Source organism: Corynebacterium lipophiloflavum DSM 44291, assembly GCF_000159635.1.
GTDB classification, from domain to species: Bacteria; Actinomycetota; Actinomycetes; order Mycobacteriales; family Mycobacteriaceae; genus Corynebacterium; species Corynebacterium lipophiloflavum.
Genome location: NZ_GG667192.1, coordinates 353,714 through 376,487, shown reverse-complemented (window position 1 = coordinate 376,487; position 22,774 = coordinate 353,714). Strand labels below are relative to the sequence as shown.

Genomic DNA, 22,774 nt, shown 5'->3' with positions numbered 1-22,774 from the left:
GGCTAAGGCGTCGGCATGCGAGGCGAGCTGCGGGCCAGCGACGATGAGCTGCCCGCTGTGGGTGTAGCCCTCCATCACTCCCATGCCGAGGTCGCCGGCGGCCGGGATGAGCCGCAAGTTGTCCACGGCGAACGGCACCTCCCTACCATCAGTGGAGAGCCGCAGCTCGGTGCGCATCCGCAGCTCGTCGAAGCCAAACCCGGTGCCCTCCGGCGACCACCCCGGTGTGACGATCTCCCCCATCACCAGCCGCGATGAAGGCTCGATCACCACCACGGACTCCTGGCGGTAGGTGCCCTCGCGGTAGACGATGAGCTGGTCGGGCAGGTACTCGAACGTCGCATCGCGCCCCACGGTCACCCGCATCCGCTGCAGGGCCGGGCCTTGCGGGGTGCGGTAGACCTTCGTGGCCGACTGGGTGGTCACCAGCAGCGAGGCGGCGTCCTCGACGTCGAAGGCCAGCGAGTAGGAATCCGCGCCGAAGTACGCCCCGCCGGGGTTGATCACGGTGTAGGTGACCTGGCCGGAGTCGTCGAGGTAGTGCGGGCGGATCACCCGCAGCGCGCCGGAGAACTCCTGCTGCGCCGCAAAACTCCTGCCGGACCCGTCGCGGGCAACGCGCAGGCGCAGGTGGCCTCCCCTCATCAGTTGAGGTCCAGCATGAGGGCGTCGTGACGCAGCCAGTCCAGCACGACGTTGAGGCCCTCGTCGGTCTTCAAGTTGGTAAACGCGAACGGCTTGTCCTTGCGGAACACCTTCGAGTCGCGCTCCATCACCGCCAGGTCGGCGCCGACGTAGGGTGCGAGGTCGGTCTTGTTGATGATGAACAGGTCGGACTTGATCATCCCCTGGCCCGCCTTGCGCGGGATCTTCTCGCCCTGGGCGACGTCGATGATGTAGATGGAGAAGTCCACCAGCTCCGGCGAGAACGTCGCCGAGAGGTTGTCGCCGCCGGATTCGACGAAGATGACGTCGAGGTCCGGGAAGCGGGACTTCAGCTCCTCGATGGCCGCCTCGTTCATGGAGGTGTCCTCGCGGATCGCGGTGTGGGGGCAGCCGCCTGTCTCCAGGCCGATGATGTGGGCGTTGTCAAGCACGGAGTTGCGCGCCAGGATGTGCGCATCCTCGATGGTGTAGATGTCGTTGGTGATCGCCGCCATGTGTAGCTCACCCTCGACCGCGCGCGAGATGCGCTCGAGCAGCTGCGTCTTTCCCGCCCCGACGGGGCCGCCGACGCCGATAATGACCGGATCCATGTGATTTCTCCTTAACTCATAAACAAGCGCGAAAGCTGGCGCTCGTGGTTCATCTGCGCGATCTCCAAGCCCGGCGCGATCGCACCGAGGTCTTCTTCGCACAGGCTTTGCGACGCCTCCACCGCGCCCACCACCCACGGCTGCGCGCCCCGGATGAGGCGCTGCCCGGCGTTTTGCCCGAGCGGGATGGCGCGCACCGCGTTCTGCACCAGCGAGATGACGCAGGCGTAGACGTGCTGGGCCACCGCGGAATCGGAGTCGATGCCCGCATCCCGCGCCACGAGCGCCCACACGATCGCCGGGTGGCCGAACGCGCGGCCCGCCTTGAGAGCCTCGGCGTAGGCGGAAAGGGCATCGCTGGGGTAGTTCGCCGCCGAGATGGTGAGCATGCGCTTGCCCATCGTCATCCCGGCCTCGCGCACCTGGGCGGGCAGGGCCTGGGCGGTGACCAGCTGATCAAGGCGCTCGACCTCGTGCGCTTCCCGCGCGGTCATCACCGCACGGACCGCCAGCGCGTCGGTAAACGTCAACTGCTGGCCGATGAAGGACTCCAGCCAGTGTGCAAAGCCCTCGGCGCTATCGATCGCTCCGGTTTCGAGGTAGCTCTCGAAACCGAAGGAGTGCGCGAACGCCCCGGTCGGCAGCGCTGAATCTGCCAGCTGCATGCCGGTGAGCAGGCGGGCTACATCCGCCATCAGTGGGTGTGCTCCGCGTGGCGGAAGGGCACTTCCATGACGCGCTCGCGGCGCTCGTACGCGACGCCGTGGTGGGCGAGGAAGTCCTCCACGGTGTGGTCGTAGAGCACCACCATGACCTCGGCGCCGAACTCGCTCTCAGCGCCGAAGAACTGGGCTTGCAGGTGGCGGTTTCCCAGCGAGTGCGCGACAAACCCCATCTGGCGGATGGAGTCGGGGCGGATGACGATGACGTCGCTCGGAAGCGTCGCCACCACCACCGCGTTGAGCCCGCCCTCGTTTTCCTCGAGAAGCAACACGTCGCCGTCTTTCAGGTCGGGCGCGCCCGGCACCAGCCGGATGCCGAGCTCGCGCCCGTGGTCCGTACTCACCCGCTGGATGCGCTTGACCAGGTCCTCGCTCGGCAGCGAGACCTTTTCCACGTGCGCCCCCTCGAGGCGACGCGCCATCTCGGGGTCGTCGATGGTGCCTGCAATCTCGGTGATGATCATGAGACTTCCTCCTAGAACAGCATGTAGCGCTGGGCCAGCGGGACCGTCGCCGCCGGCTCGCAGGTGATCCGCTCGCCGTCGACCGTGACCTCGTAGGTCTCCGGGTCCACCGCGATCGTGGGAGTGGCGTCGTTGAGCTTCAAATCCGCCTTGGTCAAGTTCCTGATCCCGTGGACGGGGCGCACCTTTTTGCGCAGCTGCAGGATCTCCGGCACGCCGCGCTCGATGGCGGCCTGGGACATGAACGTGATCGACGAGCGGTAAAGCGCAAGCCCGTGGGCGCCGAAGGATTCGCGGTACATGTTCGGCTGGGGCGTCGGGATCGAGGCGTTGGGGTCGCCGAGTGCGGTGTAGACGACCTGGCCGCCCTTGATCACGGACTCGGGGCGTACGCCGAACATCTGCGGCTCCCACAGCACGAGGTCGGCGAATTTGCCCACCTCGACCGAACCGACCCAGTCATCGATGCCTTGCGCGATGGCCGGGTTAATCGTGTACTTGGCAATGTAGCGGCGGATGCGGAAGTTGTCGCCGAAGATTCCCTCGTCCTCGGCGAGCTTGCCGCGCTGCTTCTTCATCGAATCAGCGACCTGCCAGGTGCGGATGATGACCTCGCCGACGCGCCCCATCGCCTGGGAGTCGGAGGAGGTAATCGAGAAAATCCCCATGTCGTGCAGCACGTCCTCCGCAGCGATCGTCTCGGGACGGATGCGCGAATCAGCAAACGCAACATCCTCCGGCAGGTTGGGGTTGAGGTGGTGGCACACCATGAGCATGTCGAGGTGCTCGTCGGCGGTGTTGACGGTGTATGGAAGCGTCGGGTTGGTCGATGCCGGCAAGATGTTGGATTCCCCGGCGAGTTTGATGATGTCCGGCGCATGCCCACCGCCGGCGCCCTCGGTGTGGAAGGTGTGGATGACGCGGCCCCCGATGGCGTTTCGGGTGTTTTCCACGAAGCCAGCCTCGTTGAGGGTATCGGTGTGCAAGGCGACCTGGATGTCGAACTCGTCGGCGACCTTGAGCGCGGTATCGATCGACGCCGGTGTCGCACCCCAGTCCTCATGAACTTTCAGGCCCGCAGCACCTGCGCGCACCTGCTCTGCGAGCGGGGCGACGGATGAGCCGTGCCCTTTGCCGAGGATGCCGAAGTTCATCGGGTAGTGCTCGAAGGAGCGCAGCATGTTGAAGATGTTCCACTCGCCCGGGGTGATCGTTGTGGCGCGGGTGGATTCGCTCGGGCCGGTGCCTCCGCCGAACATGGTGGTTATCCCCGATGCGAGTGCGGTGGGGATCTGGTCCGGGCTGATGAAGTGAATGTGGGTGTCGATTCCGCCCGCGGTGAGGATTTTGCCCTCGCCGGAGATGATGTCGGTGGCCACGCCGATGGTGATGTCGACACCGTCCATCACGTCCATGTTGCCGGCCTTGCCGATCTGCGAGATGTAGCCGTCGCGCACCGCGACGTCGGCCTTGTACACGCCGGTGTAGTCGATGACCAGCACGTTGGTGATTACCAAATCGGGCACGTTGTCACCGCGCACGTGGCGGGAGTTTTGCCCCATGCCGTCGCGGATGACCTTGCCGCCACCGAAGGTGGCTTCCTCGCCGTAGGTGGTGTAGTCGTGCTCGACGGTGGCGAACAGGTCGGTATCCGCCAAACGGACGGAGTCCCCGGTCGTCGGGCCGTAGAGTCCCGTGTAGTTGTCGCGGTCCATTGTGAAGCTCATGGGCTCTAAGCCTCCTTATCGACGATCTTCGGATCCGAGAGGTCGGCCCCGTACTCGGCGAAACCGTATCCGGCTTCCCCCATCACGTTGACGCGCGCGGGCTTGCGCACGTCAAGCGGCCCGTTGACCAGGTTGTGGAAGCCGTAAACCTTGCGCTTGCCGCCGAGTGCAATGAGCCGAACCGTCCTGGTGTCACCCGGCTCGAGGCGCACGGCGGTGCCCGCCGGAATGTCGAGCCGGTGTCCGAGCGCGCGATCCCGGTCGAAAACCACGCATGGATTGATCTCGGCGAAGTGGTAGTGGGACCCGACTTGCACGGGACGATCTCCGGTGTTGGTGACTTCTAGTTCGATTGCCTCCCGGCCAGCGTTGCACTCAATGGGCTCGCTGTCTAGGACGTATTCTCCTGGGCGCATCGTGACTCCTTAGCGGATCGGGTTGTGGACGGTGACCAGTTTCGTTCCGTCGGGGAAGGTCGCCTCCACCTGCACGGATTCAATCATTTCGGGCACCCCTTCCATGACGTCGTCGCGGGTGAGGATCGTTGTTCCCCAGTTCATCAGCTCGGCGACGCTGCGCCCGTCCCGCGCGCCTTCGAGAAGCTCGTAGGTGATGATCGCCGTCGCCTCCGGGTAGTTCAGTTTTAGCCCGCGCGCTTGTCGACGCCTGGCCAGATCTGCCGCGACAACAATCAGCAGCTTCTCCTTGTCCCGTGGCACCAAGTACATCCAGCGTCACACTCCTTTTCACGTGATTCTTCGGAACTTCAGCGGCGCGTTTGTTCACTGCGGTGCGGGGAGCAAAAGCGTCGTGCGAATGCGTTAGAAAAAACCCTACTCCTCCCCGCCCGCTCTAAGGCGCCTGTGCTGCTGTCTCGCTGGGCAACTGGGCTACACTTTCCACCCAACCACGGACGGCGCACGGCGAGCTGCGCTGCCGCGACGTCAATGAAAGGCGCGTGCCCGCATTTGATCCTGCTTATCGACAACCGCGACTCCTACACCTTCAACCTCGCCCACCTCATCGCCAAAGTCTCCGGGAGCGAGCCGGTGGTCGTGCGCGCGGACGATGTCACGGTCCTCGACCTCCCCCGCCGCATAAAGGCGGGTGAGTTCTCGCACATCGTCATCTCTCCCGGTCCGGGGACCCCTTCGTGCGAAGCCGACTTCGCGGGCTCGCGCGCCGTGATCGAGGCGGCGGGCGGGATTCCCGTCCTCGGGGTCTGCCTGGGCCATCAGGGCCTCGCCCACCTCGCCGGGGCCGAGGTCGGGCGCACCGACCCCAGGCACGGATACACCAGCACGATCACCCACTCCGGCGAGGGCATCTTCGCCGGGCTGCCGCAAGGTTTCACGGCCGTGCGCTACCACTCGCTGCACATCGACAACGTCTCGGACGGGGTGGTTGTCCACGCCCGCAGCGAGGACGGTGTGGTCCAGGGCCTCGAGGTGGCAGGCCAGCCTCACTGGGGTGTGCAGTTCCACCCCGAGTCGGTGCTGACCGAGTACGGCGCGGAACTGCTCCGCAACTTCCTCGCCCTCAGCGCGTGGAGAGTGCACCACGAATGCGTCGCTGAAGCAATCGACACTGAGGCCACCGCGCGAGCGCTCATGGGATCGAGCGGAGACGCCTTCTGGCTCGACTCCGCAACCGGCGACGGATTCAGCATCATCGGCTCGACGGCTGGGTCGCTGTCGAAAACGCTGAGCTACCGCCTGACGGATCCAGGAGCAGACGTGTTGAGCCTGCTTGCCGACGAGCTCTCCGCCGGCGTGGCTGCCAGTACGCTCCCCGACCTGCCGTTTCGCGGCGGCTGGGTCGGCTTCATCGGCTATGAGTGCGCCGCGCTGACCCTGCCGGGGCTTTCCCCGAGCCACGCCAGAGCGCACCCGGACGCGTACTTTATCCGGCCGCAGTCCTTCATCGTCTACGACCATGTCCAAGAACGCGCTCACCTCATGGTCTGCACCCGGGGAGACGAGAAGACGGCTGAGGTTGAACACCTGATGGCCGCTCTGCGCAACGCGGTGACAACCCGGTCCGCGCACCGCGGGCGGGCGTCGATAAGCGAAGGCTCGTGGCGGCTCGCGGGTGGCGAGTACGACGCGCGCTTCACTGAGGTCAAGCGGGCGCTGGAGCGCGGCGACTCCTACGAGGTGTGCCTCACCGACACCTACGAGGCCCGCGTTGAGGGTCGAGGAATCGACCTGTATTCGCGGCTGCGCACAACCAACCCCGCGCCCTTCGGGGCGTACCTGCGCCTGGGCGACATCGAGGTGCTCTCCAGCTCGCCCGAGCGTTTTCTTCGCGTGCGCGGCGACCGGGTGGAAACGAAACCGATCAAAGGCACTCTGCCGCGCGAGCGCCGAGCCCAGGAACTGCAGGAAGACGCCAAGACGCGGGCGGAAAACCTCATGATCGTCGACCTGCTGCGCAACGACCTCGCGCGCGTGTGCGTCCCCGGCACCGTGGACGTTGCGCAGCTCATGGCCGTGGAAACGTATGCCACGGTGCATCAGCTCGTCTCCACGATTACCGGGCGGTTGCGTCCCGACCGCGGGCTGATCGACCTGGTGCGCGCGACGTTTCCGCCGGGTTCGATGACGGGGGCACCGAAGGAGCGCACGTGCGCGCTTATCGACGCCCTCGAGCCCGGCCCGCGCGGGGTGTACTCGGGCGCGATCGGTTATTTCGGTTTCGACGGCAACGCGGAGCTCAGCGTCGTCATCCGCACCGCGGTCAAGCAGGGTGAGCGGCTCACAGTGGGCGCCGGGGGCGCGATCGTGTGGGAATCTCGCGCCGCTGCGGAATACGCCGAGCTGCAGCTCAAGGCCAACGCTGTGATCGCGGGGCTGACGTGACGTCCTACGTGTGGCAGGGCCGCTGGGTTCCCGCAAGTGATACGCCGCAGGGTTTCGACTGCGCGGACTCGTGGCGCCACGAATATGGCCGCGCCCGCGGGCTCGAGCTGCACCGGATGCGCTTCGCCGCAGGGGCTGGCCCGCTTCCGGCCGGGATGTGGGAAAGCGCGCTCGCGCTTCTCGACGCCTCCTCCGATCTGTTCCCCCGCATCTCGGTGTGCGAGGAAAGATTCCGCCTCGACATCCGCCCAGCGCCACCGGTGCGGGAAACAACTGACCTGACTCTGGTGTCCGCACCGGATCCCAGAACGATGCCGCTGCTCAAGGGCCCCGATCTGATGCGGCTAGCCGAGCACCGGCGCGCGCACGCCATCGCGGGGACGGACGACGTCATTCTCGGAGACTTCGCGGAAACCACCACCGGCACGCTCGTCGGCTGGAATGGCCGGACCCTCGTGCTACCCGAAGCCACGCGCCTGCCCAGCACGACCGAGGCGCTCGTCGTCGAGCGAGCCAAAAAGCTCGGCTGCGATATCGCGCACGGTGTCCTCGATCCGGCCAAACCGATGTGGTTTCTCAACGCCCTGCACGGGATCAGCCCGGTGCGCAGGATCGTCTCGCACACCGCGACAACACTTCTTCCCCGCCACCCCGGTGAGGCGGCGTGGCGCGGCTGGTGGCGGTTCGAACTATAGCGTTTTCTGAATGCGTCGGCGCCGAAACATAATTTTTTTGTAACTTTTAACGGGTCGCTGAGCAGCGGAAATGGCTTAGAGAGCGCGTTCGGCACCCCTAATTGAAAACGATTACTGACACGTCACACACATCGGCGGTAGCGTCACTTACATACCCAGCGGGCGCACCGACCACGCGCTTTGCCAACGACGAAAGGATCAACAAATGAAGGCATTGACATGGCAAGGGGCCGACAAGGTCTCGGTTGAAACAGTCGACGACCCCACGATTGAGCAACCCACTGACGTGATTATCGAGGTCACCTCGAGTGGCGTCTGCGGCTCCGACCTCCACCTCATCTCCGTTTTGGCCCCGTACATGAACGAAGGCGACATCATGGGCCACGAGCCGATGGGCCGCGTCGTTGAGGCCGGATCGGAATCCGGACTCAAGGTCGGCGACCGAATCGTCGTGCCGTTCAACATCTCCTGCGGCCACTGCTGGATGTGCGACCACAGCCTGTACTCCCAATGCGAAACCACACAGGTGACCGAGAAGGGCACTGGTGCCTCCCTGCTCGGGTTCTCCGAACTCTACGGTTCGGTCCCCGGCGGTCAGGCCCAGTACCTGCGCGTGCCGCACGCCGACTTCGGCGCCATCAAGGTCGGCAACGAGCATGAGGATCACCGCTACGTGTTCCTCAGCGACGTCCTCCCCACCGCATGGCAGGGCGTCAAGTACGCCGATGTGGGCGAAGGCGACACCATCGCCGTCTACGGCCTCGGCCCGATCGGCCAGATGGCGGCCCGCATGGCACGGCACATGGGTGCGCGCGTGTTCGGCATCGACCCTGTCGCGGAGCGCCGCGAGATGGCCGCACGCCACGGAATCGAGGTCTACACCGACGGCGCGGATACAATTGCCGAGCTCAAGGACCTCACCGGAGGCCGCGGCCCCGATGCGGTGCTCGACGCTGTCGGCATGGAGGCCCACGGCTCCCCGGTTGGAGGTGCCATACAGACCGCGGCCGGGTTCCTCCCCGACGCTGTGGCGCAGAAGGTCATCGAGACCGCGGGCGTTGACCGCCTCAGCGCGCTGCACGACTCCATCGACCTGGTGCGCCGCGGTGGCACCGTCTCCATCAGCGGCGTCTACGGCGGCGCCACCAGCCCGATGCCGCTGATGACCATGTTTGACAAGCAGATTCAGATGCGCATGGGCCAGTGCAACGTGAAGAAGTGGATCTCCGACCTCATGCCGCTGGTGGAGGATCCTTCCGATCCGCTCGGTGTCGACGACCTGGTGACCCACCGCGTGCCGCTGTCCGAAGCGCCAGAGGCGTACAAGAGGTTCCGCGACAAGGAGGACAACTGCATCAAGGTCGTCCTCGACCCCGTCGCTGGATAGCACCCTTCATCCGACGTCAATAGTTCCCGGCCCCTGATGGGTGCCGGGAACTGTGTTTATGGTGCGTAAACGCCCGCTACGGGTTGCGCGTGTCCTCGCCCAGCTGGTGGACGTGGATCGTGTTCGTCGTGCCACTGACTCCGGGCGGGGTGCCGGCGACGATCACCATCGTGTCGCCCTTGCTGTAGGTTCCGATGCTGAGCAGGTACTCGTCGACCAACCGGACCATCTCATCAGTGCCGTTGGTCTGCGGGCACAAGAAGGTCTCCGCGCCCCACGTCAGCGCCAACTGCGAGCGCACCTGTTGCACCGGGGTGAACACCAGCAACGGGTGGTCCGGGTGCAGGCGAGCGACGCGGCGCGCGGTGTCGCCGGACTTGGTAAACGTCACGATCGCGCGCGCGTTCAGGCGCGTTGCGATGTCGTGCGCGGAGTACGCGATCACGCCGCGCTTGGTGCGCGGGATGTGGTTGAGCGGGGGGACGGTGCCCATCGACTCCGCCACCCGCACGATGCGGCTCATCGTGCGCACGACGTTGTGCGGGTCGACACCGACGGAGGTCTCGCCGGACAGCATCACCGCATCTGCGCCATCGAGCACGGCGTTCGCCACGTCGGAGGCCTCCGCGCGAGTCGGGCGGGAATTCTCGATCATCGAGTCGAGCATCTGCGTTGCGACGATCACCGGCTTCGCATTCTCACGCGCAATCTGGATCACGCGCTTTTGCACGAGCGGCACCTGCTCGAGCGGGATTTCCACACCCAGGTCGCCGCGAGCCACCATCACCGCGTCGAACGCCAGGATGATGGACTCGAGCGCGTCGACAGCCTCGGGCTTTTCCAGTTTCGCAATCACCGGTACGCGACGACCCACCTCGTCCATCACCTCGTGCACGAGGTCGACATCGGACGGCGAGCGCACGAACGACAACGCGATGAAATCGACGCCCAGGTTGAGCGCGAACTTGAGATCGTCGATGTCTTTCTCGCTCAGCGCCGGAACAGAGATGTTCATCCCCGGCAGGGACACGCCCTTGTTGTTGGACACCGGCCCGCCCTCAGTGACGCGGGCGACGACGTCGTTGCCGTCGACCTCGGTGACCACGATTGCGACCTTGCCGTCGTCGACAAGCAGGCGATCGCCCGGCTTCGCGTCCTCCGCGAGCTGCTTGTACGTGGTGGAGACGCGGTCGTGGGTGCCCACGACGTCCTCAACGGTAATGCGGACCTCTTCGCCGGCGTCCCACTGCGTGGAGCCCTCCTCGAAGCGGCCGAGGCGGATTTTCGGGCCCTGCAGATCGGCGAGGATCCCGACCGCGTGGCCGGTTTCGTCGGTGGCCTCGCGCACCCACCGGTAGTTGCGTTCGTGGTCCGCGTGGTCGCCGTGGGAGAAGTTGAGGCGGGCGACGTTCATCCCATCACGGACGAGACCGACGATGGCTTCCTTGCTGGCCACGGCTGGGCCAAGCGTACAAACAATTTTGGTTCTTCTATCCACTTCGTGCACCAGCTTCGCTCGAGGTTCAATAAGTGCGCGGCTTAGAGCCGTCGTGCGCTTCCCCACCGTACCGCGTCGCGGGCGGGTTCGCTGAGTCGGAAACGGCGCTGGTCGGCTCTCCCTCCCGGTCGTTGCGGGGGTCAACCTCGTCCGCCGTTTCCTGCCCCCGCGGCAGCCGCAGAAAGACAATCAGCGCGATGACGAAGAGGATTCCGGACACCCACGTGTTCACGCGCAGCCCCAGGATGAGGTTGGCCTCGTCGGCACGCATGAGCTCGACGAAGAAGCGCCCCAGGGCGTAGCCGGCCAGGTAGAGAGCGAAAACGCGCCCGTGGCCGAGGCGCCAGGCCCGCTCTGCCCACAGCAGGAAAGCAAAGACGGCGAGGTTCCAGAGCAGCTCGTAGAGAAATGTCGGGTGCACGCTGGCCACGATCTCACCGGTGGAACGCCCGGTCAGCGGAGCGTAGTTGCCGGCTTCGTCGACGCGGTAGTAGATGTCGAGCGCCCACGGCACATCCGTGGGGCGACCGTAGAGCTCCTGGTTGAACCAGTTGCCCAGCCTGCCGATGGCCTGCGCAAGAATAATTGTCGGCGCGGCCGCGTCGGCGAACGGCGCCAGCGGAACCTTCTTGAAGCGAAACAGCGCCGACACAGCGAGCGTGCCCAGCGCCACCGCACCGAGGATGCCCAAACCTCCGCCGGCCACGTTGAACGCCTGCCAGGGATCCCGGCCCGGCCCGAAGTACTTGTCGTAGTCCGTGATCACGTGGTACAGGCGCCCGCCGATAATCCCGGCAGGAATCGCGACGATCGCCGCGTCCCACACCACGTCCGGGTCCCCGCCCTTCGCCTTGTAGCGCTTGAGCGTCAGCCACAGGGCGATGATGATGCCGGTGATGATGCACAACGAATAGGCGCGGATGGGCACCGGCCCAATGTGCCAGACGCCCTGCGGCGGCGAAGGAATGTTGGCCAAGATCATGGTTTCCACGCCCATTAGTGTGCCCGATAAGGCCGCCGAAGGGGAAACGGAAACGCGGTTAGCTGCGCGAAGGGCAGGCCGGGTGTTGGCCCGCCGCCGCGAGTCGGCGCGTGGCCGCCGTGACATCTTCCGAGCTCATCACGGCCTCGGCGGCTAAGACGGCGTCGGCGCCGGAGGAGGCGGCGTCGATGAGGTCGCGCGCGGTGCGCACCCCGCCGAGGCTGATCTTGATCACAGCAGACGGCAACCCCGGTGCGATCTCAGCGAAAGCAGCGGGGTTGAGGGAGTTGGTATCGAAGGTCCAGGAGTTGACGGCGATGACGGTGGCACCGGCGTCCAGCGCCCTGTCGGCCTCCTCGCCGGTGCGCACTTCCGCCATCACCACCATGCCTAAGGACTCAGCGCGGTCTATCAGCGCCTCGAGCCGGTTTTGGTCGAGGATGCCTACCTGTAAGGGGATCATGTCCGCACCGAAACAACGCGCCTCGTGGATTTGGTACGGGTCGACGATCACATCGCGGCACACCATGGGAAGCTCCACGGCGTCGCGGGCCTTCGCCATGTCCGTCAGGGAGCCGTCGAAACGCAGCCGCTCCGTTTGGCAGGCGATGAGGTGAGCGCCACCAGCCTCGATCGCGCGGGCCACATCCTCGACAGGGGTTTCGCTCTGGGCGAACGGGGCCGTCGGGCCGAAAACGGGCGAGTTGCGCTTGATCTCGACGATCACCCCGCAACCGTGGCGCAACAGCGCGGCGCGCACATCACGGGTCGGCTCCATCTCCCGCGAGCGCGCCTTGATGTCTTGAAAAGGAATGACGGCTTCACGCTTTTCGACGTCGCGCAACACGGCGGCGACAACGCCGTTCGCGACTTTTGCCGTATGCATAACCGTCTCCCTTCCGCTGCGCATAAGGGTAACCGCCCAAGCGCGCCGACAAAAAATCGGGCGCGCGCTAACGCTGCTTATCGACGCCCTCCCCAACACCACCGGCCGGATCCGTCGGGTCGATGTCCGCGTCCAACGCATCCCACAACACTCTGCCCGAATCCGGGTTCTCCTCGAGATCGGAACCGATCTTCTGCCTGCGCACCGCCTCGGTTTCGTACTTGTTCTGCTTCGCGGAATCCACACCGGGGCGCGCCGCCACCGCCACCCCGCCCGCCGCGGCGAGCAGAAAACCGAGCAGTGTCAACACCAGATACACGGGGTTGACCTGGATGGAGGTTATCTCCGCCATGGCAGAGATCGTGCCCTCGCGCGCCTGCGCCTCCCCGGCGCCGGCGGTAAGCAGGGTGCGCACCCGCTCGGGGTCCGCGCCGGAAACAAGGAGGTTCAGCGGAGATAGTGCCGCGCCCACGGCGGCAACGGCCGCGATTGCGCCGATGATGCGTCGGGGGAGGCGTCGTAAAGCAAGCGCGGCGACTCCCGCGGCCAGCAGAAGAAGCGCAACCGCCGAGGCTTCGGTGGACCACTGCGCCCCCGACAGAGCGCGGACCCCGCCGCCGACGCGGTCGTCGAAGTAGCTGACGTGCATCCACGGCGCGCGGGCGAAAGCCGCCACGATGATCCCGCCTAAACCGATGCCGGCTGCGCCGATACGCGACAGGCCCTTATCCGCTGATCGCTGTGCCATGAGCTCGATCCTAGAGCAGAGGCTGGGAGGCGACGTGCGCGGGTTTGTTGTTGTTGGCGTCGAGGATGGAACGAAAGTACCGAATTCGTTGAGGACCCATGAAGCTCACGAATGGCTTAGATAGCGTCCGCAGTGGAGATGGCAGTGTAGATGACCGACGTTGAAGTTGTGATGGCTTGACAGGCTCATTGCGAGCCTCAGCTGTCGCCTCAGTCGATCCCTCTGTTGATTGCCCCTATTCCATCGAATCCCTTGAGCTCGAGAACGCTAAGAGAAGTAACATTGTGCAAAGCACGCTCCGCTATAACCTCGCTCGCTGTGGACGCGTCTTTCGCTCTTCCGCATATCGCACCCTCACCGTTAGCCCAGGCACACGAGCAGCATCAGAATCCCCACATCAAGGGCCCACTAGTACTGGCAGAATCGATGTACTACGATGCATTGGCCGACGAGATCCGCCTCGACACACGGGGGCTCGATTACGAGCGCGTCACTCCTGCCGAGGTTGAACAAATCCGCTCTGGGCTGGAAAAACCGTCCGACAACGGCTACAACCCTAAAGAACTTCGCGAATCCACTAACTCAAGAGTTTCCTTCCGGATCGCACCCGCGATCATCTGGGGCGGCGTGGCCATCTTGGGAATTATCACTGGCGGTGGGCTGATCTTCTATGCGATGTACACCTCCCACGCTGAAAAGCAGAATCCCATACATCAGTGTTTTGCCAACGGCGGGAACCCGGTTGTAGATAGTCGAGATTCGGCCGGTGTGGAAGGAACAACAGATTCCGGAGCCGCAAGCCGGGAAGGAGGGTACCGGTTCGAATGCCAGAAGTAAACGAAGCAAAAGCAGCAGCACCAACGCTGTTCGTCGCGATTCTTGTAGTGGGAATATTTCTTCTACTGCTGCTATATCTAGAGTTGACCCGTTACTACAACGGCCAAGAGCTAAAGACTTTCGTGGAGGGCGCGGAAGCCACTGGGCAGAGCTACTCCGTTATCATTCACAACGGCCTGACCGGCCGGTATTCGTTCAACGTAGGTTAGAAAATGGTTTGAATGATAATCGCGTTCGGGCAACCCCGGTTTCCTCAACTGCTCCCTGTGAGAAGTTTGGCTGATTTCTCAGCCCCACTTCCGGGGAGTAGCTCACTTTTTCAGCGGCGGTTCGGTCGCTGAGGTATAGCTACTAGACCTCAACGCGACACCCCCGCAAAACCCCAGGTCGCTTGTGACGCATGGGACGCCCCACCCGCTGAGGTATAGCTACTAGACCTCAGCGATCAGAAAGTAAGTGCAAGAAGCTCACAGCAACTCGTCGTCATCGAAGCAGGTGCGATCCCCTGTGTGGCACGCCCCGCCGACCTGCTTGACGGTGACCAACAGGGTGTCCCCGTCGCAATCGAGGCGAACCCCCGTGACTTCCTGGGTGTTTCCTGAGGTCAGACCTTTGATCCAGTACTCCCCCCGCGACCGCGAGTAGTAGGTGCCCTGGCGTGTGGCCAGGGTGTGGGCCAGTGCGTGGTCATCCATCCAAGCCATCATGAGCACCTCGCCGGTGCCGTGGGCCTGCACGATCGCGGGCACAAGGCCCGCGCTATTGCGCTTCAGCCGCGCCGCAATCGCGGGGTCGAGAGTGAAATCGGCGGGGTTTGTCACCGGACCTCCTGTCCCTCAGCACGCAACGAATCTTTCACCTCAGCAATGGAAACTTCCCCGAAGTGAAAAATCGAGGCCGCCAAGACCGCGTCGGCGCCGGCTGCAACGGCGGGTGGGAAGTGCGCCGCTTCGCCGGCACCTCCGGAGGCGATGACGGGAACGGTCACTGCCGCGCGGACCTTCTCGATCAGTTCGATGTCGAAGCCAGCCTTGGTGCCGTCGCCATCCATGGAATTCAGCAGAATCTCGCCCGCACCGAGCTCCTCGCCCCTGCGCGCCCACTCGATCGCGTCGATGCCCTCCGAGCGAGTGCCGCCATGCGTCGTCACTTCAAAACCGGATGGTTGGGGCGTTCGACCTTCCGGAACCCGCCTCGCGTCGACGGAGAGAACAACGCACTGGGCGCCGAAGCGCTCGGCAAGCTCGCGGATCAGATTGGGGTTGGCGATCGCCGCGGTGTTGACGCTGACCTTGTCGGCGCCGGCGCGCAGCAGCTCGCGGACGTCGTCAACCGAGCGCACTCCCCCGCCCACGGTCAGCGGGATAAACACCTTTTCCGCCGTGCGCCGCACGACATCGAGCATGGTCCCGCGGCCCGCTGTTGACGCGGTGACGTCGAGAAACGTCAGCTCGTCGGCGCCCTCGTCGCCGTACCGCTTGGCCAGCTCGACGGGGTCGCCCGCGTCACGCAGGTTCTCGAAGTTGACTCCCTTGACCACGCGGCCGTTGTCCACGTCGAGGCAGGGAATGACCCGTATCGCGACACCCATGTTTGACTTTGCCCTTTCACTTGGAGGAAACGGATCGCATCGTGCTCAGTGCGATCTTGTGCGCCCGGCGGGTGCCCGCGATGACGCCAACGGCGTCCATCGTCCACGGTTCCCCGTCCGGACCTGTGACCACGGCACCCGCGCAGCGTGACAGCAAAATCCCCGCGGAATTGTCCCACAAATGCGGCGAGAAACTCACCGCTGCCTGGTAAATCCCCTGAGCGACAAAAGCGAAATCCACCCCCACCGACCCGGAGATGCGGGGCCGCAAGTCGGTGTCCGCCAGCGTGGCAATCATGTTGAGGCGAACGTCCGCGGGGAAGCGCTCGGAGTCGGGCGAGCGCACCGAGCCAACCCCGACCTGCGACGCGGCGGTGTTATCGGTGCCAATCGCCGGAAGCGCCTGGCCGTTGAGGTAAACCGGCGAGCCATCCATCCCGGTCAGCCGCATGTTCATCAGCGGGATATCGGTCACGGCGACCACCGGCTGGCCGTTGAGAATCAGCGAAACCAGAATGGAACAGTTCGGGTTCCCGGACGAATAGTTCGAGGTGCCGTCAATGGGGTCGACTACCCAGCACGCCGAGGAGTTGAGGTCGCCGCCTTGTTCCTCACCGTAGACGGGGATCCCAGTTTCCTGGGTCAGCCGGGAACGCATGAGCTTTTCAATCGCGAGATCCGCTTCCGTGGCGAAGTCACCCGACGCTTTGAAAAGCGCCGGTGCCGCGCCAAGGTGGGAGATGAATAGCTCGCGCGCCTCGTCCACGACCGACTCCGCGATCTCGAGGTAGTGCTCGTTGCTATCCATATCGCTACTTTACTCAAAAATCCTTATAAAAGAACGGCGCGGTATCAGCCCTCGGCGCGCCCCAGCGCGTCAAGAGCTTCACGAAGGGTGAATTTGTGCTCGTAGAGCGCCTTGCCGATGATGACCGAGTCGATCCCCTCGTCCGCGTACTGCGCGATCTCGAGCACATCGCTTATCGACGACACCCCGCCGCTCGCCGTAACGAGAGCGTCAGTTGCCGCCGAAACGTCGCGCAGCAAGTCAACGTTCGGCCCGCTCAGCGTTCCGTCGCGGCTGACATCGGTGACCACGAAGCGCGTGCACCCGGCGGCGTCGAAAAACTCGACAACCTCCCACAGGTCGCCGCCGTCGGAGGTCCAGCCGTGGCCCTTGGTGCGCCACTGCCCGTCCTCCTCGCGCACCGCAATGTCGATGGCGATAGCCTCGCCGTGGCGCTTGATAGCTTCCGCGGTCCACTGCGGGTTGTTCAGCGCTGCGGTTCCGATGTTGACCCGCTTCGCGCCCGTGGCGAGGGCGCGCTCGAGGGAGGCGTCGTCACGAATGCCCCCCGTCAGCTCGACGTCGATGCCGAGGTTGCGCGTGATCTCGGCCATCAGTTCGTGGTTGGAACCGCGGCCGAAGGCGGCGTCGAGGTCCACGAAATGCAGCCACTGAGCTCCCTCGTCGCGCCACCGCTCGGCCGCCTCGAGTGGGGAGCCGTAGCTCTTTTCGGTGCCGGCCTCGCCCTGGTCGAGGCGCACCGCTTGGCCGTTGACGACGTCCACGGCGGGCAGAAGTGTGAAACTCATAGCGCCCAAGTCTAACGCAGGGTTCCCACCCAGTTTCGCAGCAGCGCCAGGCCCGCCTCCCCGGACTTCTCCGGGTGCAACTGGGTGGCCCACAGCGGGCCGTTTTCCACCGCGGCGACGAAGCGGTCCCCGCCGTGCTCGGCCCACGACACAGCTGGAGCGGCGATAAACTCGTCCGGCTGCATTTCCCACGAACGCACGCCGTAGGAGTGCACGAAGTAGAACCTCGTCTCCGGGTCCAGCCCGGCGAAAAGCTCCGAGCCCGGCGCGATGTCCACGGTGTTCCACCCCATGTGCGGCAGCACCTTCGCCTGCAGCTTATCGACGACCCCGGGCCACTCCCCGATCCCCGAGGCATCCACCCCGTGCTCAACCCCGCGTTCAAAGAGCACCTGAAAACCGACGCAGATGCCGAGCACGGGGCGAGAACCCGCCAGGCGTTGACCGATTACGCGCGGGGCGTTGACAGCGCGCAACCCCTCCATGCACGACGCGAACGCCCCAACACCGGGAACGACAAGGCCATCGGCTTCGACAGCCAGCTTCGGGTCGTCGGTGACGGTGACGCTCGCCCCGACGTGCTCGAGCGCGCGCTGGGCCGAGCGGATGTTTCCGGCCCCATAGTCGAGCAGAACAACGGAAGGCGAAATCGGTGGCGTCATGGTGGTTAAGTCTAGCGCCGCTTGCGCCCGCTGCTATCTGCCGGGCGCGCGCACCGATTTCAACCGCACGGCCAAATTGTTGACCTCGACGACGCGGTTGCGGCCCAACACGAGGTCCGCCACGGTGACCGCGATGCCGACGGCGACAACCACGCCCGCAACGCCGAACATGGGCGCCATGGTCATCGATGTGAGCAGCGCGCCGTAGGCGGTCGAGCCGAGGCCGGTTCCGCTGTCGAAGGCGACGTTCCACATCGCGGAAGCCTCAGAAGACTTGGACTTGGGCAGTCGGTAGAACAGCATGGTGAGGGACTCGTTTTGCACCGCGCCGAAGCCGGCGCCGTACAAAAACGCGGCGAGCAGCAGCCACCACACGCTGGCTTCAGCCCAGATGACGACCGCGATGAGGACAATGCCGGCTGCGGCGGACACCTGGAACGGGATGAGCACCGTCCCGGGCACTCCGCGCCTGTCCAGGACAACGCCTGCGTAGTAGCGCGAGAACATCGCCGCGAAGTTCATCACCGCCAGCAGCACACCCCCGAACGCCGCGCCAGCTGTGGGGTCGAGCTCGCGCACGCTGATCGGCAGGAAGTTCGTCACTGCGCCGTAGGCGGTGGTGACCAGCGCCAGTGCGATCATCGGAACCGCCACCAGGCGCCACAGGGGCACCCGCACCGAGCTCAAGTCCGCTATCGAGGGGGCGGCCGCGGGGATGATCGGGATGCGCACGCACACGACCAGCCCAACTAACCCGATTGCGGCGGCGAGGGCGTAGACCGGCTCGTATCCCACCCGATCCGCCAGCGCGAGACCCGAGGGCAGAGCGATCATTTGGGAGAACCCTACACTGAGGCCAAAGATCCCCGCGGTGCGGCCAAGCAGGCGCAGCGGCACGAGCTCGGTGATGATCGCGGCCTCCGCAACCGAAAGTGCGCCGAAGCCGATGCCGCGGATCACGCTCACGGCGATCACGATGACCGGATCCATCCCGAGCGCGTAGCCCAGGGCGGGCAGGCCGAGCAGCAACGAGGCAACGGCAATGACCGCGCGGTAGCCGAAGCGCCGCAGCAGCTTTGGCACGAAGATCTGGGTGATCACGGTCGCGGCCATGAACGCGCCCGTAGAGCCCCCGGCGAGTGTCTCCGAACCACCGGCGTCGAGCACCGCGGTGGGCACGACGGGCAGAAGCAGCGACCACGCCCCGAACGCCGCAGCGACGGCGATCAGGGTCGGAACAAGCCCACGCGCCTTCCACGGTGAGGCAACTGCGTTGACTTCCTCGAGGGTGAGCACCTGAGACGAGCTCGCTCGGATCATCTCCTACCCCACTACCCCCAGCATGGAAAGCACCGCGAGGCACAGCGCGGCGGCGGCTGCGATGGCGAGCACGACGGTGGCTACCTTGGATCCGTTTTGGTAGGCCGACCACACCCCGCCGAGAAGCAACCCCGCGATAAGGAAGCTGATGAGCACCCACATCCCGCTTGCCACACTGAACTCCTGCGGCATGCTTAGAGGGCCCCCTTCGTCGACGGCACGCCCGTGATGCGGCCATCGAGCTCGGTGGCCTGGCGCAGCGCGTGGGCAACTGCCTTGTACTCGGCCTCGGTGATGTGGTGCGGGTCGCGCCCGTAGCGCACGTTGATGTGCAGCGTCACCCTCGCGTTGGCGGCGAGAGTCTCAAAAAAGTGACGGTTGATCACCGTGGCGTAGTGGCCGCCAATGATCTGCCACTGCAGGTGGTCGGGCTCGCCGTCCATCACGAAGTAGGGCCGGCCGGAAAAGTCGACGACGGATTCGACGAGGGTCTCGTCCATCGGCAGCAGTGCGGAGCCGAACCGGCGGATCCCCGCTTTGTCGCCCACGGCGTCGGCAAGCGCCCAGCCGAGCGTGATCGCGGTGTCTTCGACGGTGTGATGCGCATCAATGTGGGTATCGCCCTTGGCGTTGATCGCCAGGTCGAAGGCGCCGTGGGTGCCGAAAGCGGTGAGCATGTGGTCGAAGAACGGCAGGCCGGTGAAAATGTCCGTTTTTCCCGTGCCGTCCAGGTTGATCTCCACCGTGATGTCGGACTCGCTGGTGGTCCGAGAGGCGCTACCGAGCCGTTGACTCATTGATGATCTCCTTCGCTGCAGCGAGAAACTGGTCGTTTTCCTCATCCAATCCGATGGTCACCCGAAGGTGGCCTGCGACACCGACGTCGCGGATGAGAACACCGTAGCCGAGGAACTTTTCCCACGCCTCATGCGCGTCGTCGAAATGCCCGAAGAACAGGAAGTTGGATTCGCTGGGCACGACGGTATAGCCCATCTCCAGCAGCGCCGCCTGCACCCGCTCACGCTCGCGCGCAAGCTTGTCGACGCCCGCCAGCGTCTCTGCACTGTGGCGCAGCGCCACCCGGGCCGCCGCCTGGGTGAGAACGGAAAGGTGGTAGGGCAAGCGCACGAGCATGACCGCCTCGATAAACGCCGGGGCCGCCACGAAGTACCCCAGGCGCGCGCCCGCGAAGTCGAAGGCCTTGGACATGGTGCGGCTGACCACCAGCTTCGTCGGGTAGCGCTGCACCAAGCTCACCGCCGACGGGGAGGGCGAGAACTCGGCGTAGGCCTCGTCCACGATCACGATGCCCGGCGCAGCGTCGATAATGCGCTCGATGTCCGCGAGCGAGGTGACGTCCCCAGTGGGGTTGTTCGGGGTGGTCACGAACACGATGTCCGGCTGGTGCTCGCCGATGGCCTTCAACGCCACGTCCATGTCGATGCGGAAGTCCGGTCCGCGCTCAACCCCGATGAACTCGGTCTGAGTGCCGCTGGACAAGATGGGGTGCATGGAGTAGCTCGGGATAAAGCCCATTGCCGTGCGCCCCGGCCCACCGAACGCCTGAAGCAGCTGCTGGAGCACCTCGTTGGAACCGTTCGCCGCCCAGAGGTTGTCGCGCGTGACCTCGACGCCGGTTTGGCGGGTTACGTACTCGGCGAGATCGGCGCGCAGCTCGACGGAGTCGCGCTCTGGGTAGCGGTTCAGTGTGGAGCCGGACGTGGCGATTTCGGCCACGAGGTCGTCGATAAGCTCCTGCGATGGCGGGTAGGGGTTTTCGTTGGTGTTCAGCGCCACGGCGACGTCGAGCTGGGGTGCGCCGTATGCCTGCTTGCCGCGCAGCTCCCCGCGCAGCGGAAGCGCGTCGATGGCAGTGTCCGCGGCGATGGTGTTGTCGAGGAAGTCCACAATTAGTTTCTCCTTAGATTCCGCGGGCCTTGATGGCCTCGCCGTGGGCGGGAAGCTGCTCGTCGGTGGCGAGAACGACGATGTGGGAGCCGATCTCTTTCAGCGCGGCCTCGTCGTATTCGATGAGGTTGACTGGCTTGAGAAACGTGTGCGTCGACAACCCGGCTGCAAAACGCGCCGTACCGGAGGTCGGCAGCACGTGGTTCGACCCGGCGGCGTAGTCGCCCAGCGGGACCGGCGAGTAGGGGCCGACGAAAATCGCCCCGGCGTTGGTGAGCCGCTCCGCCACCTCACGGGGGTTCGCGGTGTGCACTTCGGTGTGTTCGGAGGCGTAAGCGTCGGTGACCGCGATGGCGGTCTCGAGGTCGTCGACAAGCACGATGCCCGACTGCGCGCCACCGAGCGCGGAGGAAGCCCGTTGCGTGTTGAGGGTTTGTCCCGCGAGCCGCTCGACCTCCGCGCGAACGGCGTTGGCGAGCTCTTCGGAAGGGGTGATCAGGACGCTCGCGGCGTTTTCGTCGTGCTCGGCCTGGGAGATGAGGTCGTAGGCGACGAAGGTGGCGTTGGCGGTGTCGTCGGCAAGCACCGCAATCTCGCTCGGACCGGCCTCGGAATCGATACCCACAACCCCGTTGACCAGGCGCTTTGCCGCGGCGACGAAGACGTTGCCGGGGCCGGTGACCATGTCGACCGGCTCCAGGCCGAACTCGTCGTCGCCGTACGCCAGAAGCGCGATCGCCTGCGCCCCGCCAACGGCCCACACCTCCGTCACGCCGAGCAGCGCGCAGGCCGCCAGGGTGGTCGGGTGCGGCCAGCCGCCGAACTCCTTTTGCGGCGGGGTGCACACCACCATCGACGTCGCCCCCGCTTCCTGGGCGGGAATGACGTTCATCAGCACGCTCGACGGGTAGACGGCCTTGCCACCGGGAACGTAGAGCCCCACCCGGGAAATCGGAATGAACTTCTCCGTCACCGTCGCGCCCGGGGCCAGCTCTATCGTGCTTTCTTTGGGCTTCTGCGCGGCATGGACGGTGCGAATCCGGCCGATCGCCACCCCCAGGGCCTCGCGCACCGCGGGATCGAGGTTGGCCAGGGCGGCGTCGAGACGCTCGGTGGGCACCCGCACAGACCCGGGGCGTATCCGGTCGAACTTCTCGCCGTACTCCAAAGCGGCGGCCGCGCCGCGCTCCCTGACCTGCTGCACGATGGGTTCGACGGTAGGCAGCACCGCGTTGACATCCATACCGCCCCGCGGCAGGGCACGGCGCAGCTCGGAGGTTGAGGGCGTGCGCCCCCGCAGGTCAGTCACATGCAACATCGTCGGCTCCTCGCGGCATTAAAAATCGGCTTCTCGGCCCCTCATTGTATTCCCCCGCCCGTCACCGCCGGTGCTTTGCCCGCTTCGAGTCGCCGCACGAGCTCGCCTGCGGATCTACACCCCGGCGCCGGCTTCAATGTGGCGGTTAATGCTTCGGGATGTCACGGTCACGTGTTTGGACGGAAGGCCGACCTGGGGTTTTACACCCCGGTGAACGCTGACCTTGACATCTGGCGCTGTGAGATGTCACGGTCAGACACTCGGACAGAAGGCCGACCTGGGGTTTTACACCCCACAACCCACTGACCGTGACATC

26 protein-coding genes are annotated in these 22,774 nt (G+C 65.2%); 5 read left to right on the top strand and 21 right to left on the bottom strand.

Features of this window, described 5'->3' with window-relative positions; genetic code table 11:
* The 7 genes from HMPREF0298_RS04925 to HMPREF0298_RS04895 all read right to left on the bottom strand — a co-directional run.
* Positions 1–645, bottom strand: a 645-nt coding sequence (locus HMPREF0298_RS04925) for an urease accessory protein UreD (RefSeq protein WP_006840015.1), incomplete at its 3' end; no start/stop codon positions are given.
* Positions 645–1,256 (bottom strand): urease accessory protein UreG, encoded by a 612-nt coding sequence (gene ureG, locus HMPREF0298_RS04920; RefSeq protein WP_006840014.1) that lies wholly within the window; start codon positions 1,254–1,256, stop codon positions 645–647. The genes HMPREF0298_RS04925 and ureG, both read right to left, overlap by 1 nt.
* 11 nt (positions 1,257–1,267) lie before the next feature.
* On the bottom strand, positions 1,268–1,951 hold the full coding sequence (locus HMPREF0298_RS04915; RefSeq protein ID WP_006840013.1) for an urease accessory protein UreF: 684 nt from the start codon (positions 1,949–1,951) through the stop codon (positions 1,268–1,270).
* Entirely contained in the window at positions 1,951–2,442 is a 492-nt protein-coding gene (gene ureE, locus HMPREF0298_RS04910) for an urease accessory protein UreE (protein WP_006840012.1), read from the bottom strand. Before ureE ends, HMPREF0298_RS04915 begins: the two co-directional genes overlap by 1 nt.
* Before the next feature lie 11 nt (positions 2,443–2,453).
* On the bottom strand, positions 2,454–4,169 hold the full coding sequence (gene ureC, locus HMPREF0298_RS04905) for an urease subunit alpha (RefSeq protein WP_006840011.1): 1,716 nt from the start codon (positions 4,167–4,169) through the stop codon (positions 2,454–2,456).
* 5 nt (positions 4,170–4,174) lie between these two features.
* Complete coding sequence (locus tag HMPREF0298_RS04900) at positions 4,175–4,585, bottom strand: urease subunit beta (protein ID WP_006840010.1); 411 nt, start codon at positions 4,583–4,585, stop codon at positions 4,175–4,177.
* A 9-nt stretch (positions 4,586–4,594) separates the two neighbouring features.
* A complete protein-coding gene (locus tag HMPREF0298_RS04895; protein WP_006840009.1) occupies positions 4,595–4,897 on the bottom strand; it encodes an urease subunit gamma in 303 nt (100 codons plus the stop codon).
* A 240-nt stretch (positions 4,898–5,137) separates the two neighbouring features.
* Here HMPREF0298_RS04895 and pabB point away from each other — a divergent pair, with 240 nt between their 5' ends.
* The 3 genes from pabB (at position 5,138) to HMPREF0298_RS04880 (ending at position 9,112) form a co-directional block, all read left to right on the top strand.
* Positions 5,138–7,030 carry an aminodeoxychorismate synthase component I gene (gene pabB / locus HMPREF0298_RS04890; RefSeq protein WP_040422517.1) on the top strand — a complete coding sequence of 631 codons (1,893 nt, stop codon included), beginning with the start codon at positions 5,138–5,140 and terminating at the stop codon, positions 7,028–7,030.
* Positions 7,027–7,725, top strand: a complete 699-nt coding sequence (locus HMPREF0298_RS04885; protein WP_006840007.1) for an aminotransferase class IV — start codon at positions 7,027–7,029, stop codon at positions 7,723–7,725. Before pabB ends, HMPREF0298_RS04885 begins: the two co-directional genes overlap by 4 nt.
* 205 nt (positions 7,726–7,930) lie before the next feature.
* Positions 7,931–9,112 (top strand): zinc-binding dehydrogenase, encoded by a 1,182-nt coding sequence (locus HMPREF0298_RS04880; RefSeq protein WP_006840006.1) that lies wholly within the window; start codon positions 7,931–7,933, stop codon positions 9,110–9,112.
* 76 nt (positions 9,113–9,188) lie between these two features.
* Here the strand turns inward: HMPREF0298_RS04880 and pyk are convergent, their stop codons facing one another.
* The 4 genes from pyk to HMPREF0298_RS04860 form a co-directional block, all read right to left on the bottom strand.
* Positions 9,189–10,610 carry a pyruvate kinase gene (pyk, locus tag HMPREF0298_RS04875; RefSeq protein ID WP_040422516.1) on the bottom strand — a complete coding sequence of 474 codons (1,422 nt, stop codon included), beginning with the start codon at positions 10,608–10,610 and terminating at the stop codon, positions 9,189–9,191.
* 25 nt (positions 10,611–10,635) lie between these two features.
* Positions 10,636–11,601: a prolipoprotein diacylglyceryl transferase gene (gene lgt / locus HMPREF0298_RS04870; RefSeq protein ID WP_083789523.1), complete on the bottom strand. Its 966-nt coding sequence runs from the start codon at positions 11,599–11,601 to the stop codon at positions 10,636–10,638.
* 49 nt (positions 11,602–11,650) lie between these two features.
* Positions 11,651–12,478, bottom strand: coding sequence for an indole-3-glycerol phosphate synthase TrpC (locus tag HMPREF0298_RS04865; RefSeq protein WP_040422515.1), 828 nt, complete (start codon positions 12,476–12,478; stop codon positions 11,651–11,653).
* A 67-nt stretch (positions 12,479–12,545) separates the two neighbouring features.
* On the bottom strand, positions 12,546–13,226 hold the full coding sequence (locus tag HMPREF0298_RS04860; RefSeq protein WP_006840002.1) for a TIGR02234 family membrane protein: 681 nt from the start codon (positions 13,224–13,226) through the stop codon (positions 12,546–12,548).
* A gap of 318 nt (positions 13,227–13,544) precedes the next feature.
* Between HMPREF0298_RS04860 and HMPREF0298_RS04855 the strand changes: the two genes are divergently transcribed.
* Entirely contained in the window at positions 13,545–14,063 is a 519-nt protein-coding gene (locus HMPREF0298_RS04855; protein ID WP_157464381.1) for a chromosome partitioning protein ParB, read from the top strand.
* Entirely contained in the window at positions 14,051–14,272 is a 222-nt protein-coding gene (locus tag HMPREF0298_RS04850; RefSeq protein ID WP_040422514.1) for a hypothetical protein, read from the top strand. The genes HMPREF0298_RS04855 and HMPREF0298_RS04850 overlap by 13 nt, the downstream gene beginning before the upstream one ends.
* Before the next feature lie 258 nt (positions 14,273–14,530).
* On the opposite strand, the gene hisI is transcribed toward HMPREF0298_RS04850, so the two are convergent.
* Genes hisI through hisD form a run of 10 tightly spaced genes read right to left on the bottom strand, consistent with a single transcriptional unit; the run spans position 14,531 to position 22,458 of the window.
* On the bottom strand, positions 14,531–14,884 hold the full coding sequence (hisI, locus tag HMPREF0298_RS04845; protein WP_006839999.1) for a phosphoribosyl-AMP cyclohydrolase: 354 nt from the start codon (positions 14,882–14,884) through the stop codon (positions 14,531–14,533).
* Positions 14,881–15,654 (bottom strand): imidazole glycerol phosphate synthase subunit HisF, encoded by a 774-nt coding sequence (gene hisF, locus HMPREF0298_RS04840; protein ID WP_006839998.1) that lies wholly within the window; start codon positions 15,652–15,654, stop codon positions 14,881–14,883. The genes hisI and hisF overlap by 4 nt, the downstream gene beginning before the upstream one ends.
* 16 nt (positions 15,655–15,670) lie before the next feature.
* Entirely contained in the window at positions 15,671–16,462 is a 792-nt protein-coding gene (locus tag HMPREF0298_RS04835; RefSeq protein ID WP_006839997.1) for an inositol monophosphatase family protein, read from the bottom strand.
* A gap of 44 nt (positions 16,463–16,506) precedes the next feature.
* The gene (gene priA / locus HMPREF0298_RS04830; protein WP_006839996.1) at positions 16,507–17,250 is read right to left on the bottom strand and encodes a bifunctional 1-(5-phosphoribosyl)-5-((5-phosphoribosylamino)methylideneamino)imidazole-4-carboxamide isomerase/phosphoribosylanthranilate isomerase PriA; all 744 of its coding nucleotides are present in this window, start codon (positions 17,248–17,250) and stop codon (positions 16,507–16,509) included.
* 11 nt (positions 17,251–17,261) lie between these two features.
* A complete protein-coding gene (gene hisH, locus HMPREF0298_RS04825) occupies positions 17,262–17,912 on the bottom strand; it encodes an imidazole glycerol phosphate synthase subunit HisH (RefSeq protein WP_006839995.1) in 651 nt (216 codons plus the stop codon).
* A gap of 33 nt (positions 17,913–17,945) precedes the next feature.
* Positions 17,946–19,232, bottom strand: coding sequence for an MFS transporter (locus tag HMPREF0298_RS04820; protein ID WP_006839994.1), 1,287 nt, complete (start codon positions 19,230–19,232; stop codon positions 17,946–17,948).
* Between the two features lie 3 nt (positions 19,233–19,235).
* Positions 19,236–19,424, bottom strand: a complete 189-nt coding sequence (locus HMPREF0298_RS04815) for a hypothetical protein (protein WP_006839993.1) — start codon at positions 19,422–19,424, stop codon at positions 19,236–19,238.
* Between the two features lie 2 nt (positions 19,425–19,426).
* Positions 19,427–20,029, bottom strand: a complete 603-nt coding sequence (hisB, locus tag HMPREF0298_RS04810) for an imidazoleglycerol-phosphate dehydratase HisB (protein ID WP_006839992.1) — start codon at positions 20,027–20,029, stop codon at positions 19,427–19,429.
* Positions 20,010–21,119 (bottom strand): histidinol-phosphate transaminase, encoded by a 1,110-nt coding sequence (locus tag HMPREF0298_RS04805; protein WP_040422695.1) that lies wholly within the window; start codon positions 21,117–21,119, stop codon positions 20,010–20,012. Before HMPREF0298_RS04805 ends, hisB begins: the two co-directional genes overlap by 20 nt.
* A 34-nt stretch (positions 21,120–21,153) precedes the next feature.
* On the bottom strand, positions 21,154–22,458 hold the full coding sequence (hisD, locus tag HMPREF0298_RS04800) for a histidinol dehydrogenase (protein WP_040422511.1): 1,305 nt from the start codon (positions 22,456–22,458) through the stop codon (positions 21,154–21,156).
* Between the last annotated feature and the right edge of the window lie 316 nt (positions 22,459–22,774).